The sequence below is a fragment of the Riemerella columbipharyngis genome, from assembly GCF_900101995.1.
Taxonomy (GTDB): Bacteria; Bacteroidota; Bacteroidia; order Flavobacteriales; family Weeksellaceae; genus Riemerella; species Riemerella columbipharyngis.
The window spans coordinates 15,275-31,296 of the sequence record NZ_FNAS01000019.1; the positions used below are offsets into that span (position 1 = coordinate 15,275).

The window sequence follows — 16,022 nt, forward strand, 5'->3', positions numbered from 1 at the left end:
ATATTTCTTCTAATTTTATGGAGTTTCATCTTCGTAGAAAAATTTTTTTAAATTTTCCCAAATTTCTGATCCGATGGAAGGATAAAATCTAAGTAGTTTTTTCTTGCTTTTCTTTTTATCCTCTTTGTTGTTATCCTCTACGGATTCAGTGCTGTCCGAAGTATTATTTTCTGCCGCTTCCGTTTTCTCTTTTTCTATAGTGTTTTCTACATTATTGTGTGTTTCCTCATGTCGTAATTCTTCTCTTTTATGATGTTCGTTAATTTTTATACTCTCCATCAAAAGACCTATTGCCGTAGCATATTCAGGGCTTTTCAAGGCATTGTTTTTATCATTAGAGATATGTTCATTGGCATAGCCTATACGGCTGTCGAAACCCAAATAAAAGTTGGTGAGTTGTCTCAGGTTTTTAAGGTTAGAACCACCGCCTGTAAGTACGATTCCACCGATTAACTTTTTCTTTTGTTCGTGTGTGCCATAGGCTTTGAACTCCGTATTGACCATATCCAAAATCTCTTCTACTCTGGCATTGATGATTTGTGCCAATGATTTCAGAGATATTTCTTTATCCGATCTGCCGTGCAGTCCCGGAATTGTTACAAAGGTACTATCTTTTTCTTCAGCAGGAATAGCAGAACCGAATTTTACTTTAATTTTTTCTGCATACCGCTCTATTATAGAGCATCCTGTTTTGATATCTTCTGTGATGATTCCTCCTCCGTAAGGAATTACGCAGGTATGTTTAATAACATTGTCCTTAAAAATAGCTATATCTGTAGTTCCTCCACCTATGTCTATAATTGCTACCCCTGCTTCTTTTTCATCCGGAGTGAGTACGGCTTCGGCAGAGGCTAAGGGTTCTAAGGTGAGGGATTCCATTTTCAGACCGGCTTCTTCCACGCAGCGGATGATATTTTTAATATTCCCTATCTGTCCTACGACTACATGGAAATTGGCTTCCAGTCTTGTACCATGCATTCCCATAGGGGTTTTGATGTCTCCGTCGGAATCTACTTTGAACTCTTGCGGCAGTACATGGATGATTTGTTCGCCAGGCAGCATTACCAGTTTTTCTACTTGTTTTTTTAGTGCGGAGATATCATCTTCGTCTATATAGGCGTCTGGATTTTTTCTCATTATATAATCCGAGTGCTGCAACGAGCGGATATGTTTTCCAGCAATACCTACTGTTACTTTTTCTATTTTTAGACCTGTAGATTGTTCTGCTTTTGCAACGGCTTTTTTTATTGAATCTATTGTTTTGGCTACATTATTTACCACACCGTTATGAACGCCTAAGCTGTGTTCTCTGCCTACACCTAAAATTTCTATTTTGCCGTTTTTGTTTTTTCTACCTACGATTACCACTATTTTAGTAGTACCGATATCTAATCCAACCGAATAGTCCATTTTATTATATTATGCTTATTTTGTGTTATTTAATTTGTTTTAATGTTTCCGTTATTTATTATTTTTTGTAGTTCTTGTCTTCCTGCATTCAATATGCTGTCATTGGCAGGGAGTTTATGGTTAAGTGTTGCTACGATTTGGTTATTGTACTTTATTGATATCTGAGTATACTTATCTGCTGGCTGATTGATCAAATATTTTTCTACAAAAGTTTTAAATCCGTTTATTTTAAAATCGATATTATCTAAATCTCCAAACTCTACTTTATAGTTTACGCTGCTGGTTAGAAGATAATAGTTGTTGTTCCTTTTTTCTATACCGATAAAGAATTTTTTACAGAAATTATCGGTGTTGATTTTTTTTACCAGTTCTATCAGCTTCTGATACTCTTTTGGATTGATATCTCCGGTAACCAGCATACAATTCAACGAGTAGTTTTTGCTTGTAGGGAAGGCAATACCTTTGGTATCTACATAGAAATCTTTTTTCCCGTACTGAAGCCTAAATGCCGGAACCCGCTGTTTGATGTCAAGATGCAAATCACCATTTAGATTTAGATAAATATTGGCACTATCTATTGACGGAAGAGATTTTATTTTTCGTTCCAGATCCGGAATATCTATGTCGCCTAATTTGCTCTTAGGATTATGTTTATGTACGGAGTCTATAATGTCTTTTTCATCAATAAAATACACGGAAGGAGTAGTCTTTAGTAGATCAACAGAAATTACCTTCAGCGGAGAATTGTTGAATCTTTTAATAGAGAAAAACAACAAAACTCCGAGAAGAATCAGCATAATAAAGATTACCAATATTCTGTATTTATTTTTCATTATCACTTTTTTTCTTTAGCATCATCCAGTTCAAAATACCATCGTACAGAGTGTCTATATTACCGGCTCCTACGGTGAGCAATATATCAAATTTTTTCGTTTTTATTCGTTCCAATGCTTCGTTTAGAGAAACATTTTCTTTTTTGTTCAGCTGTACTTTATCCAAAAGCCATTGAGAAGTAACCCCCTCAAAATTTTCCTGCAGCTCTCTTGCCGGATAAATATCCAAGAGCATCAATTCATCAACATTGGATAAGCTCTTTGCAAAATCATCAGCAAAATCTCTTGTTCTACTAAATAGATGTGGCTGGAAAACGGCTAATAATTTTTTGTTGGGATAAAATGTTCTTATAGAGTTGATGACCGCATTCAGCTCCGTAGGGTGGTGGGCATAATCATCGATATAGACTGTGCCGTTCTCAAAAGAATGTTTGGTGTATCTCCTTTTTATCCCTTTGAATATAGCTAATGCTTTCTTCATTGTTTCGTAGTCTGCTCCCAAGTTTTTCATTACCGCGAGGGCTGCTGTAGCATTTTCCACATTGTGAATACCCGGTATTTCCCATTCAAAAGACTCACATCCGCTCTCCTCTGAATGAAAATCAAAGGAAATTTTGTCGTCGCTCATCATGATATTGTCTGAATAGTAATCTGCCGTATCATTCACTGCATAGGTTTTGGCTTCCTGCTCAATCTCTATTCCTTTTCTCACAAAGAGATGATTGGCTTTTGGTACAAGCCCTGCGAAATCTCTAAATCCTTGTTCTATCGTATCTTTGTCGCCATAGATATCCAGATGGTCTGCATCTATGGAAGTGATGATAGCCCAGTCCGGGTATAGGTTAAGGAAACTTCGGTCGTATTCATCGGCTTCCACTACGGAATATTGATTCCCATTATATAAAAAATTAGAATTAAAATTTTCGGATATTCCTCCCAAAAAGGCAGAGAAAGGCATATCCGCCTCCTTGCAAAGGTGTGCCAAGAGACTGGAAGTCGTGGTTTTTCCGTGTGTGCCTGCCACCGCTATGCATTCCGTATTTTTGGTTATCATTCCCAGTACTTTGGCTCTCTTCAAAACCTGAAAACCATTATTCTGAAAGAAATCAAGGATGTTCAGATTTTTAATTGCAGGAGTATAGATGACTAATGTATCGGTAGGATTTAGTTGGTTCAACGCCGTATCATTATCCTCATAGATGATTTGAATTCCCTCTTTTACCAGCTGTTCTGTGAGTTTCGTTTTGGTTCTGTCATAGCCCATTACATTTTTGCCCGAAGCATTGAAATAACGCGCCAAGGCACTCATCCCGATGCCTCCTATTCCCACGAAGTAAAAATTTTGATATTTAATCAACTCGCTCATAATCAAAATTTTTAAGATAAATTCATTTGTGTTAATATTTCATCTACTATGTCTTGTGTAGCGGTAGGCTTAGCAAATAGTTTTATGTTTTCTGCCATATCATTTCTTAGGGCTTCATCTTTGCAGATTTCGTCCAGAGCCTTCCAAAATCCGGTTTCCAATTCAGAATCCTTTATCATCTTAGCTGCATTTTCTTGAACCAAAGAAAGGGCATTTTTGGTCTGATGGTCTTCTGCCGCATTGGGGAACGGAACCAATAGAACAGGTTTCTGAGCTGCTGCCAATTCTGAAATGGCAATAGCACCCGCCCTTGAAACAATGATATCTGCAGCAGAGTAAGCCAACGCCATATCAGAGATAAATTCTCTTATTTGTATCTTACCTTCGGATTGCTCCACCGTATTTTTAGTTTGTTCTGTAATGCTCTTGTAATCCAGTTTTCCAGTCTGCCAAATGAGCTGATAATTATTTTCCGCAATATGCGGAAGCGTCCTTAGCCAAGCGTTGTTTATTGCCCTTGAACCTTGCGAACCTCCTACGGAAAGTATAGTGGTTTTTTCCGGGGCTAATCCTAATGCTCTCTTGGCTTTGGAAGAGTCTTTTAGCCCTTTGACAATACTCTCCCTCACAGGATTTCCCAAAAAGAAAGTTTTAGTTTTTTTGAAAAAATGCTCCATATTGGGATAAGCCGTAAAAATGGCGTTTACTTTTCTGCTAAGGATAATATTCGTCTTACCAGGGAAAGAGTTTTGTTCCTGAACAAAAACCGGAATTTTCATTTTTTCGGCGATATAGAGTGCTGGTCCGCTCGCAAACCCTCCTGTTCCTATGGCGATATCGGGATTAAATTGTTTAATGATTTTCTTGGCTTCGAACAAGCTTTTTAGAAGTAAAAACGGAAATTTAAGATTAGCCAAAAGATTACTTCTATTGAATCCGACTATTTTCAAACCTTTGATCTCAAATCCGGCTTGGGGTACTTTCTCCATCTCCATTTTCCCTTCAGCACCGATGAACAAAAATTCAGCATCCGGAATTCTTTTCCTTATCTCTTGGGCAATAGCGATGGCAGGAAAGATATGTCCCCCTGTACCTCCTCCGCTTACGAGGACTCGCAAGGGGTTTTTAGATGTGCTGCTATGTTGTTTCTCGTTGTTTATCATTTTTATGCAATGTCGTTTATTTCCTCTATGGTTTGTTTTCTGCTGATGCCTTCTTCATCATAGATACCTATGTCGGCACTTATCCCGAGAATAATCCCAAGTTCTACATAGGTTACCAGCATAGATGTCCCTCCGTAGCTGATAAGAGGGAGTGGCTGACCTGTAACCGGAATGATGTTTACTGCTACAGCAATATTGACTGTCAATTGTACAAAAATCATCACTCCAAGACTCAGCACGGTAATGGTACTAAAAAAGCCCTGCGTACGAGTAGCGATGGTAATAATCCTAAATAAAATAATAGTGTATAAGAATAGTAAGACGCAAACTCCTACCAATCCGTATTCTTCTACAATAATAGCAAAAATAAAATCTGATGCCGACTGTGGAAGTCTTTGTTTTAGAGCACTTTTCCCAGGTCCTATTCCTACGATTCCCCCATGTACAATAGCCGCTTTGGCTTGCATCACTTGATAATTTTTAGATTTTTGGATTTCATCGTTTTCGTTAGAGCTTTTGGATGTAAAGTTTTCTATCCTGCTCATCCAAGTATGTATACGATTTCCTTTGATTAAATTAGTGTTGAGGGCGACTAAAATGAACAATACAGCCAAGCCTCCTCCAAGGCCAACAAAGCCGAAAACATACTTCCACTTTATGGAACCGAGTATCAACACAATCAATGAAACTAAAAAAATCATCACTGCCGTAGAGCCATTATCTTTTGCTACTAAACCAAAAACCACAAGAATCGGGACATACAAAAAACATAATTCTAAAAACGAAAGATCCGGTTTTCCTGCATATTTGGTACATAATCTACAAAGGTAAATAATTAAAGACAAATATGCTATAGATGAAGGCTGAAAAGATATCCCGATACCCGGAATTTTAAGCCAACGCGATGCAGACGCACCCTCTATCGTTTGTCCGGAGACCATCGTAATCACCAGTAAGATAAAAGAAAGTATTAATGTCAAAGTAAATACTTTACCCAAATATTGAGTTTTAGACATACTGACGAAACGCATCAAAAAAAGCCCTAAAACAATGAATACAATGTGCTTGAAGATATGTCCTATCGTGGTTCCATTATTTACAATGTACACCAAGTTTGAGCTTGCAGAGTATACGGGTGCTATGGATAGAATGGATAACAATATGATAGCTCCCCAAAGGACTTTGTCTCCTTTGAAATTCTCAAACTTCTTTATAACTGCGTTACTCACTTTTATAATTTTATTTTTTTAATACTGTTTTTTTGAATATTTTTCCTCGGTCTTCATAGTTTTTGAACAAATCAAAACTTGCACAACATGGCGAAAGAAGTACCGTATCTTCTTCTTTTGCAACGGATTTTGAAACTTCTATGGCTTCTTCCATACTGGAGGTATCGTACAGCTGTTCTACTTTGTCTTTGAAAAACGCTATAATCTTGCTGTTGTCTATGCCCAAGCATACCACCGCTTTTACTTTTTTCCTTACCAAATCCTCTATTTCGGAATAGTCGTTCCCTTTATCTACACCTCCTACAATCCATATGGTAGGGGTTTTCATACTTTCCAAAGCGTAATAAGTGGCATTTACATTGGTAGCTTTGCTGTCATTGATGAATTTTACTCCGTTGATTACAGCCACTTCTTCCAGCCGGTGTTCTACAGCTTGGAAAGTCATAAGAGATTGCCTGATGCTTTCATTGCTTATATTCAATAATTTACCGGCAATAGAGGCGGCTAAACTATTGGCAACATTGTGGCTGCCCATAAGGGCTAAATCCTTTATTTTCATTTTGAAGTCTTCGGTACCTTTTACTACAATTTCTTCTTGCTCTACATACCCTCCAAAATTAATTTTTTCCTTAATAGAAAACGGAATTTTATTAGCCCTTAAATCTAATTCTTTTAGAATTTTTTGGCTCATTTGGTCATCTTTGTTGTAGATGAAAAAATCGTCGTTCTCTTGGTTTTCGGCAATGCGGAATTTCGCTAAAGCATATTCCTCGTAGTTGTAATTATATTGGTCTAAGTGGTCTTGACTTAGATTTAACAACAATGAAATATAAGGTCTAAAATTCTGTATATCATCTAACTGAAACGAACTTACTTCCAAAACATAATAGTCGTAGTTTTCGTCTGCTACTTGTTTGGCGAAGCTTTTTCCAATGTTTCCACCCAAGCCTACATTCATATTATTATTTTTCAGAATGTGGTAGATGAGAGAGGTCGTGGTTGTTTTTCCATTGCTCCCTGTGATTGCGATGATTTTGGCATTGGTAAATTCAGAAGCAAATTCTATCTCCGATGACAGGCGGATGCCTTTCTGATGTATTTGGGCTACGATATTCGCTTTCTTGGGAATGCCGGGACTTTTTACCACCCAGTCTGCAGAGAGTATTTTTTCTTCTGTGTGTTGTCCTTCTTCAAATTCTATGTCGTGGTCTATTAGCAGCTGTTTGTACTGTTCTTTAATGTAGCCTTTATCGGAAACAAAAACTCGCATACCTTTCTTCTTCGCCAAGTATGCCGCTCCGAATCCGCTTTCTCCTGCTCCTAAAACTACTATTTTCATAATCGTTTATTTTATTTCAAATTTTTTCAGATTTCCTTTCTCTTGTACGCATAGAATTCGTAGTAGGGTTCTGAATTAAATGTAAAAACTTTTTCTATTAGAATAGTATCGTAGTTACTCTTCATATTCTCATATCTTTTCAGAATATTTTCGGAAAGCTCTTCTGCGGATATAGAACGCTCTATTTCCAATGTCCCATTCCAAGAATATTCTAAAGAAAAATCACTATTTCTCCATTTCAGTTGAGTCTCGGTTTTGTTATTTTTATTGATTTGAGATATTGATACTTTATCTTGTTTGATGATTTTTCCGGAAGTATTAAATAACAATATAAATCCGGATACTACCATAGCACCGTAGCCTATCTTTCTAAAAACAAATTTACTCAGATACGGTAAGATAAACTTAATGGTGTAAGAAGAAATAATGGAAGCTGTCGCAATAGTAAGCCCCAGCCATAAGGCTGTTTTAGAGAATAATCCTAAGCTGATATAAATAACAATCTTAATTAAATGAAGACAGATTTCATTAGCGGCACGCGTCGCTACAATGCCCTCTTTGCTCAGTCCGTATTTTAGATAAAACCTATTGAATAAAAGCCCTATGGTACCCGTAACTCCGGAAACAAAACCGGCTAAAAAACCGATAATTCCCAAAATGTATTTAGGATAAGGTTTTTCTTCTTTTTCTTGGGCTTTCTTAGATTTGAAAAGCTGAGGCAGATTGGCAATTAAAAACAACGCCACGAATAGTTGTAAATAAGTAGGGTTAATATATTTGAGTAGGAAAGCCCCCAGCATCACCGCAGGGATGGAGCAAGGAACAAACCACATAAAAATCTTCCAATTGATATGCTTTCTGAACACCGCAATCTGCGATGCAGAGCTTGTAAAAGTTCCTAATGTAAGAGAAATCGGCACTACCGGAGATGGCAACAATAGATTGAGAATTGGAATGAGAACCAAGCTCGCTCCGCCTCCGCAAATCGCACTTATCCAAAATGCGATAATTGTTGCAAAAAATAATGCTGAAACTTTAATTATCATAATTTCTCTATCTTATTTTCAAGGTTATGAGGCAAATAATGGCTAAAATTACTCCGATGATAATCATTCTATTGACGATTTTGCTTTCGTGGTAACCGGATTTCTGGTAGTGGTGGTGGAGTGGCGACATTTTGAACAGTCTGTTGTTCTGTGCATACTCTAGCCCATATTTTTTCTTTCTATATTTGAATACGGCTACTTGCAGTATCACCGAAATATTTTCTATCAAAAATATACCACACAAAACAGGGATGAGAAGTTCTTTTCTAAGAATAATGGCTAAAACGGCAATTACACCTCCCAGCATCAGGCTTCCCGTATCTCCCATAAATACTTGTGCGGGATAGGTATTGTACCAGAAAAATCCGATTACAGCACCTACTAAAGCGAGTGCGAAAATAGTTGCCTCCCCCATATTCGGTAGGAACATGATATTCAGATAGTTGGCGAAAATGATATTCCCCGATAAATACGCAAACAATGCTAAGGTCATTAAGATGACGACACTTGTCCCTGCCGCCAAACCGTCTATCCCGTCGGTGATATTAGCTCCATTGGAAACCGCAGTAACGATGAAGATTACAATGGGAATAAAAACTAGCCAAGACCAGTTTTCTGCATCGGTATCGTCCTTCCAAAACAAGATTTTGCTATAATCGAATTCATTGTTTTTCATAAAAGGTACTGTGGAAATCAATTCTTTTTTTTCCGGTTCAAAGTTTTTTTCTACATTATTTCTATTGAAAGTCTGGGGGTCTGCATATTTTCTTTTGATAGTTACATCGGAGTGGAAACACATCGTAATCCCTACAATTAGCCCAAGCCCTACTTGCCCTATTATTTTGAATTTCCCGCTAAGACCGTCTTTGTTCTTTTTAATTTTTTTCAAATAGTCGTCTAAGAAACCTATGGCCCCCATCCATATCACAGAAACAACCAAGAGAATGATATAAACATTGGTAATCTTTGTAAATAGAAGTACCGGTATCAGTGTGGAAGCAATGATGATAATTCCCCCCATAGTAGGAGTTCCTTCTTTTTGTTTTTGTCCTTCCAGACCTAAATCTCTTACCAGCTCTCCCATTTGTTTTCTTCTTAGGAAATTGATGATTTTTTTACCAAAAACTAAGGCTATGAATAATGATAAAAGCACAGCCAATCCTGCTCTGAAAGAAATGTATCGCAGAAGGTTGAGGCCAGGAATACTGATGCCGTGTGAGGTAAGATATTCGTACAAATAATATAACATAGGTTCTTATTGTTTTATATATTTTTGATATTCGCTAATGATAAGTTTTTCTAAATCTGACAGGCTTATTTTGAAGCTATCGTTTGTGTAGATAGGGGAGCCTAATTTTCGGTAGTTTCTCCTTAATATTTTCTTAGTCCAAGTTCCTTTCACTCTATTGATATAATCTTCGGGATTTTTTACGATAAGTACTAAAAACTGAGTGCCTAAACTTTTCTTGATATACACGCTTTCCAAATCCTCCCACGCTATTGTTTCCTTGAATAGCGAGAAGTGATTTGCAATACCTTTCTCCGAAATAATCAATCCGTTTTTGTTCCTTAATAATTTTAGTAAAAAAAATAATACGATTGACCAAAACATTATACTTACGGACAAAATCATAATACCGAAAACTCCCATTGATGCGTTTCTGTTTAAGATGGCTAAAAATGAAATCAAAACAAATATGCCTCCAAGTATTAAAAAGAGGATATATTTATTTTTATTAATAGGTATTCTGATTTCTTTTTCCATAGCAAGTTTATTTACTCATCGCTTTCCAGAGTTCTGTTATTACTTCTTTGTCATCAAAATGGTGTTTCACGCCATTGATATCTTGGTAGGTTTCGTGCCCTTTCCCTGCTACGAGGATGATGTCTTTGGGCTCGGCAAATTTTATTGCCATTTTTATGGCTTCTTTTCTATCGGGGATAGAGATGTATTTGCTAAAGTTTTGAGGCTCTACGCCGGCTTCTATTTCTTTGATAATTGCCGCAGGATCTTCCGTTCTCGGATTATCCGAAGTGATGATAGCCAAAGTGGATTTCCTCGTCGCGATTTTTCCCATTTCGGGGCGTTTCTCGTGGTCACGGTTGCCACCGCACCCAAATACGGTGATGAGGCGTTCGTTCTTGGTTCTAATCTCATTGATAGAGTCCAATATATTTTCTAAAGCATCGGGAGTGTGGGCATAATCCACCACGAAGAAAATTCCGCCGTCTGATTTCATCGTTTCGAAACGCCCATTTACTCTTTTTAGTTTGGATATGGACTGAAGGATCTCATTATCCTCAAATCCCAATTCCAAAGCAATAGCAAACACTAAAAGAAGATTGTAAACATTAAACTTACCGGTAAGCGTTGTCCAAAATTCTTTTCCGTTAAAATTGAGCAGCATCCCATTGAAATCTGCCTCTAACAGCCTGCCTTGGTAGTCTGCCATTGTTTTCAGTGCATAAGTCTTTTTTGTCGCTTTTGTATTTTGCAGCATTACCAAACCGTTTTTATCATCAATATTGGTAATAGCAACGGCATCTTCGTTCAGTTCATCAAAAAATCTTTTCTTGGTATTGAGGTATTCTAAAAATGTTTTGTGATAGTCGAGATGATCGTGTGTGATATTGGTAAATCCTGCCACCTTGAAATGCAACCCTTCCGTCCTATGCTGGTGGATCCCATGGGAGCTCACTTCCATAAAGGCATACTCACAGCCTTTCTCTACCGCTTCGGATAGTATTTGGTTGATTTTCAAAACATCAGGTGTCGTATGTGTAGAAGGGAAAACTTCGTCTCCTATGCGGTACTCTACCGTAGAGATAAGTGCTGCACCAAAGCCCATATTTTTGAAGACATCAAATAATAGCGTGGCAGTGGAGGTCTTTCCGTTAGTTCCCGTAACGCCCACTAAATTCAGTTTTTTCGATGGATTGCCATAGAAATTAGCCGCTAAGTGTCCCAAGGCTTTGGTAGAATCTTTTACTTTGACATAAGTAATATTCTCTAAAGTTTCATCGGGAAGGGTTTCACAAACGATTACATTTGCGCCTTTTTCCATAGCCGATTTTATAAAAGTATGTCCGTCTGCCACAGTGCCGCGTACCGCTACATAAAGACTATCATCAGACGCTTTGCGGCTGTCGAATATAATTTCCGAAACTTCGGTATCTGAAGAACCGATTATTTCTATGATTGGAATTCTATGTAAAATATCTCTAAGTTTCATTTTTATATTTTTAGTTTAATGCCTTATTGTTGCAAGGTTAAATAAATCTTTTGATGGGGTTTTAATGCCGTCCCAGCGGCAGGGAATTGCTCTGTAACTCTTCCCACTCCTTTGAATTCTACGCTGTATCCAAAATTTTCTATCTGAGGCAACACATCTTTCCCTGCCAAACCTATCAGAGAAGGCATTTGGTTATTAACTATCTTGATTTTAGTAGATGATGGCAATAGTTTTTTCAAATTCACCTTTTTATCCACGAGTAAATCTTTTTCTACATTTTGTGGTTTTTTGAAAAATATCCGTCCTGCAATTTCCTTGAATACGGGTGCGGCAACTGAAGCACCATAGTATCCGAGCTTCGTATCGGGCTGATTGACCATAACGATACAAGTGTATTGAGGGTCATCGACAGGATAAAAACCAGCAAAAGACGCTTGGTATTTAGCGGGACCGGAAGTCCAATATTCAAACCTTGCTGTACCTGTTTTTCCGGCTATTTTAAGATTCGGAGTATAGATGCTTCTCGCAGTTCCTTTTTCTACGGCTTTTTCTAAGGCCTTTGTCATCATTTCTATGGCTTTAGGAGAAGCCATTTGCTTTACCATTACCTCAGGTTTTGCTTCATAGATAATTTTTCCGGATTGTACTCTTTTGTCAATGAATAGAGGCTTAATCATTTTTCCGCGATTGGCAATTCCATTGTAGAATGTGAGGAGCTGCAGTAAGTTTAGACGAACAGAATATCCATAAGCCAAAGATGCCAGAGTAGCTTTATTCCAGCGTTTGTTTTTGGGTGTTACAATAAAAGGAGCTGCGATGCCTTGTAGTTCGATATTCATTTTATCGAGCATTTTCCAATCTTTCAAGTGGTTTATAAATACCCATGGATCACTGGCATAGCATTTAGTAATGAGTTTAGCCGACCCTACATTACTTGAATGGGAGAGTACTTCACTAATATCAAAAGTGCCGCCTCCGTGTCCGTCAGAGATATTTTGCCCTGCGTAGGTCCAGCGTCCATTACCTGTATTTACTGTTGTTTCATCGGTAATTAGCCCGTCATCCATTGCCGTAAGAAGAGAAACTACTTTAAAAGTAGATCCCGGCTCTGTTATATCTTTTATACTATAATTATAAGCATCTGAATAGACACCGGGTGCGTTTCTTCTGAGATTAACCATTGCCCGAATTTTTCCTGTTTTGGTTTCCATTACCAGAACAGAGCCGTGGTCGGCATTAAATTTTATCAATTGTTTTTCTAATGCCGAGTGGGCAATGTCTTGAATCCTTAAATCCAAAGTCGTATATATATCATCTCCATCTATGGGCTCTTTCACTTTCCAGTAGTCGATGGGTTTCCATTGTGTGGAATTGACGCGTTGTTCGTACTGAGAGCCATCAGTTCCTTTAAGGTATTTGTTAAACGACCATTCAAATCCGGATTTATAAGCATCATTGTACACACCTATTGTTCCTGTACCAATCTTAGAGGTAGCCAGCTCTCTTTCGTAAACTCTATTGACGATGAAACCACCTTTGTTTTGCCCTTTATCAAAAATAGGAAAGTGGCGTATCCTGTTGTAATTGTCAAAGTCTAATCCTTTTACCAATAAGTAATATTGATTTTGGATTTTTCTTTGGTGTTCAAATTTTGCACGGAAGTAGCTTTTGGGTTTGTTAAACATTTTACTCAAAGAATCTGTGAGGGCAGAGGCATATTCTTTGTATAGGTTTTCTTTCATGGATTTGAAATCCAGATAGATATCGTACTTCATGACAGTAGTGGCTAGGATAGCACCATCTGTAGCATATAGATTTCCTCTTGCAGGTTTCAGTATGGCTTCTCGGTAATTTTTGTCAATGTAGTTTTCTGTTATTTCTTTTACATTAGTATTCTGCAAAATAAAAATACGCACTATGAATACTATAAATAAAGCCACGATTAAGAGACCGAATATATATCCTTTTTGCAGTGCGTTGCTACGTAGTTTGTCATAGATGTTATTTTTATTTGTTGTCGGCATTATCTACTTTTATTAACAATTTATGAGGATGGTTTTCTAATGGGATTAAGGAGTCTTTTACTACTTCTGTTGTAAGCTCGCTTTCTAATTTTATTTTTATCAATTTGCTTTGTGCATAGGCATTTCGTGATTTGTATTCCTCTGCTTGTTCTTGCAGCGTATGTATTATTTTTATTTTACGATTGACTAAGTGGTTGGCGTATATTATAATAAGAAACATCATTATAACCATCATAAAATAAGGGCCGTAAGCTCTTACTTCTTCGCGGTTTAGGAAATTTCCTTTCAGGATATCTCTGAAAGTTAGTTTTTTCTTTTTATAATTTTTCTTAGCCATACTTTATTTAGATTAAGATTCTTTTATGCCTACTCTCATTTTAGCACTTCTTGCTCTTGGATTTTGTTCGATTTCTTCTTCCGTTGGTACTATAGCTTTGCTCTTTAGTAATGAGAAATATTTTTTATAGTTCCCGTAAATATCCCGCTTCGGTTCTCCCTCAAACATTCCATTTTTCAAAAATCGTTTTACTAGGCGGTCTTCCAGAGAGTGGTAGGATATTACCACCAATCTCCCTCCGGGTTTTAGTATTCTATGCGCTTGGACGAGCATATCTTTCAGAGCATCTAATTCTTGATTAACCTCTATTCTTATTGCTTGAAAAACTTGAGCAAAAAATTTATTTGCCTTGTGAGGTGGGATAAAGTGGAAGATTTTTTTCAAATCCTCTGTATTTTCTATTTTTTTGTTTTTCCGCTGATGAACGATTTCTCTTGCTAATTTTCTTGCTTCTCTCAATTCTCCGTAGTTATAAAAGATATCTGCCAGATTTTCTTCTTCGTATTCATTGATAACTTTCTGGGCGTTGAGGCTCTGCATTACATTCATTCTCATATCAAGAGGACCGTTCATTCTTGTGGAAAAACCTCTTTGTGCTTCATCGAATTGATGGGAAGAAACACCCAAGTCTGCCAAAATACCATCTACTTTCGTAATGCCGTAAAGCATTATGGAGTTTTCTAAAAATCTAAAATTCTGATTGATAAGGGTGAATCGTTCGTCTTTTATTTCATTTTTTAGAGCATCTAAATCTTGGTCGAAACTATAGAGTTTTCCGCTATCCGACAACTTGGAAAGAATTTTGCGGGAGTGCCCGCCGCCACCGAAAGTGCAGTCCACATAGATGCCTCCTTCGTTTTCCACAAGGGCGTTTATGCTGTCTTCTAAAAGAACAGGGTGGTGGTACATTTTTTTTGTTTTAAAGGTTAGTTTTGTTCGTCGGCTTCTATCGAGCCCATTACCTCCTCGGTAAGCTGTGCAAATTCTATCTCGTTGATGTTAATATTTTCCTCATAGGCTTCTTTATTCCAGATTTCAAAAAACTCACCTACTCCAGAAATTACTACATCTTTCTGCAAACCAGAGAATTGTTTGAGATCTTTTGGGATTAGTATCCTTTCCGCTTTATCGGGCTCCACAGACTTTACTCCAGCAGTAAACATTCTTATAAAATCGGTATTTTTCTTAACGAACCTGTTGAGCCTGTTAAGTTTATGCATTTGCTTGTTCCAAGGTCCAGAAGGGTAAACTTCTAAGCATTTCTGAAACACAGACCGCTTCAGCACAAGGGTAGTGTCCTCGTGCTCTTGAAGTTTTTTAGACAATGCGTTAGGCAGCTTCAGCCTCCCTTTTTCATCTATTTTACACTCGTATGTCTCAAAGAAATAACTCATCAGGGACAAAGTTATATAATAATTTTCTAAAAAATCCCACTTTGTCCCACTTTTTTACTTATTGTGGATAAGTTTTTTATTTTGGCTAAAACTCTATACTTAAATTCTTTATGTTAAAATTTATGAGATGACACTGTATGAGTGTTTTTATTAATCATAAGATGAGAATATCTTGTTTGTTATTGTATAGGGTTCCACATTTTATTACATTTATAATGGGAAAATAAGCCTTCTAAAAATATTTCTGACTTATATTTTTTATAGATTTTAATAAAATTCTTATGAACTATACGGCCATCTCAATTGTCGTATCGGAAGCATACCTACTGTTCGATTGTTAATGGTAAAATTTTACATTATCACTTATTGTGTAGAAGAGGAAAAATACAGATTTTGTGTTTGTTAAATACCTTATAATTGTTGTATTGTATTGTATTTGAAATCATACGGGTTGGTTGGTACTGTTATCTTTGTAGATAAAGATTTTTATTTTAAAAATCTACACAATCAACTAATTGTTTAATTTTTAGAACATTAAAGGTATTTTTAAAATTTCAGGTAACAAATTAGTAACTCAACTCATTTCTTTTGATTTCACTGATTTTCATTGAAACTCAACACTGCGGAAATACAACATATTTACTTTCT

At 36.9% G+C, this 16,022-nt stretch carries 14 protein-coding genes; all 14 read right to left on the reverse strand.

The window, feature by feature from the left end; all coding sequences use genetic code 11:
- Positions 1 to 15: 15 nt before the first annotated feature.
- Genes ftsA through BLS89_RS09185 form a run of 14 tightly spaced genes read right to left on the reverse strand, consistent with a single transcriptional unit; the run spans position 16 to position 15,374 of the window.
- On the reverse strand, positions 16 to 1,410 hold the full coding sequence (gene ftsA, locus BLS89_RS09120) for a cell division protein FtsA (protein WP_092737714.1): 1,395 nt from the start codon (positions 1,408 to 1,410) through the stop codon (positions 16 to 18).
- Positions 1,411 to 1,439: 29 nt separating this feature from the next.
- A complete protein-coding gene (locus BLS89_RS09125; protein WP_245688969.1) occupies positions 1,440 to 2,243 on the reverse strand; it encodes a cell division protein FtsQ/DivIB in 804 nt (267 codons plus the stop codon).
- Positions 2,233 to 3,609: a UDP-N-acetylmuramate--L-alanine ligase gene (gene murC, locus BLS89_RS09130; protein WP_092737716.1), complete on the reverse strand. Its 1,377-nt coding sequence runs from the start codon at positions 3,607 to 3,609 to the stop codon at positions 2,233 to 2,235. The genes BLS89_RS09125 and murC overlap by 11 nt, the downstream gene beginning before the upstream one ends.
- An 11-nt stretch (positions 3,610 to 3,620) precedes the next feature.
- Positions 3,621 to 4,772 (reverse strand): undecaprenyldiphospho-muramoylpentapeptide beta-N-acetylglucosaminyltransferase, encoded by a 1,152-nt coding sequence (murG, locus tag BLS89_RS09135; RefSeq protein ID WP_092737718.1) that lies wholly within the window; start codon positions 4,770 to 4,772, stop codon positions 3,621 to 3,623.
- Positions 4,773 to 4,774: 2 nt separating this feature from the next.
- Positions 4,775 to 6,001: an FtsW/RodA/SpoVE family cell cycle protein gene (locus BLS89_RS09140; RefSeq protein WP_092737720.1), complete on the reverse strand. Its 1,227-nt coding sequence runs from the start codon at positions 5,999 to 6,001 to the stop codon at positions 4,775 to 4,777.
- A gap of 10 nt (positions 6,002 to 6,011) precedes the next feature.
- Positions 6,012 to 7,340: a UDP-N-acetylmuramoyl-L-alanine--D-glutamate ligase gene (gene murD / locus BLS89_RS09145; protein ID WP_092737722.1), complete on the reverse strand. Its 1,329-nt coding sequence runs from the start codon at positions 7,338 to 7,340 to the stop codon at positions 6,012 to 6,014.
- Between the two features lie 26 nt (positions 7,341 to 7,366).
- Positions 7,367 to 8,386 carry a sulfite exporter TauE/SafE family protein gene (locus BLS89_RS09150; RefSeq protein WP_092737724.1) on the reverse strand — a complete coding sequence of 340 codons (1,020 nt, stop codon included), beginning with the start codon at positions 8,384 to 8,386 and terminating at the stop codon, positions 7,367 to 7,369.
- Positions 8,387 to 8,393: 7 nt separating this feature from the next.
- Positions 8,394 to 9,635, reverse strand: coding sequence for a phospho-N-acetylmuramoyl-pentapeptide-transferase (gene mraY, locus BLS89_RS09155; protein ID WP_092737726.1), 1,242 nt, complete (start codon positions 9,633 to 9,635; stop codon positions 8,394 to 8,396).
- Between the two features lie 6 nt (positions 9,636 to 9,641).
- Entirely contained in the window at positions 9,642 to 10,151 is a 510-nt protein-coding gene (locus BLS89_RS09160; protein ID WP_092737728.1) for an STM3941 family protein, read from the reverse strand.
- A gap of 7 nt (positions 10,152 to 10,158) precedes the next feature.
- Entirely contained in the window at positions 10,159 to 11,619 is a 1,461-nt protein-coding gene (locus BLS89_RS09165) for a UDP-N-acetylmuramoyl-L-alanyl-D-glutamate--2,6-diaminopimelate ligase (protein ID WP_092737730.1), read from the reverse strand.
- A gap of 23 nt (positions 11,620 to 11,642) precedes the next feature.
- Positions 11,643 to 13,643: a penicillin-binding protein gene (locus BLS89_RS09170; protein WP_092737732.1), complete on the reverse strand. Its 2,001-nt coding sequence runs from the start codon at positions 13,641 to 13,643 to the stop codon at positions 11,643 to 11,645.
- Positions 13,627 to 13,980 carry an FtsL-like putative cell division protein gene (locus BLS89_RS09175; RefSeq protein ID WP_092737734.1) on the reverse strand — a complete coding sequence of 118 codons (354 nt, stop codon included), beginning with the start codon at positions 13,978 to 13,980 and terminating at the stop codon, positions 13,627 to 13,629. The genes BLS89_RS09170 and BLS89_RS09175 overlap by 17 nt, the downstream gene beginning before the upstream one ends.
- Positions 13,981 to 13,992: 12 nt before the next feature.
- A complete protein-coding gene (rsmH, locus tag BLS89_RS09180; RefSeq protein ID WP_092737736.1) occupies positions 13,993 to 14,889 on the reverse strand; it encodes a 16S rRNA (cytosine(1402)-N(4))-methyltransferase RsmH in 897 nt (298 codons plus the stop codon).
- A 17-nt stretch (positions 14,890 to 14,906) separates the two neighbouring features.
- Entirely contained in the window at positions 14,907 to 15,374 is a 468-nt protein-coding gene (locus BLS89_RS09185) for a division/cell wall cluster transcriptional repressor MraZ (RefSeq protein WP_092737738.1), read from the reverse strand.
- Positions 15,375 to 16,022 lie beyond the last annotated feature (648 nt).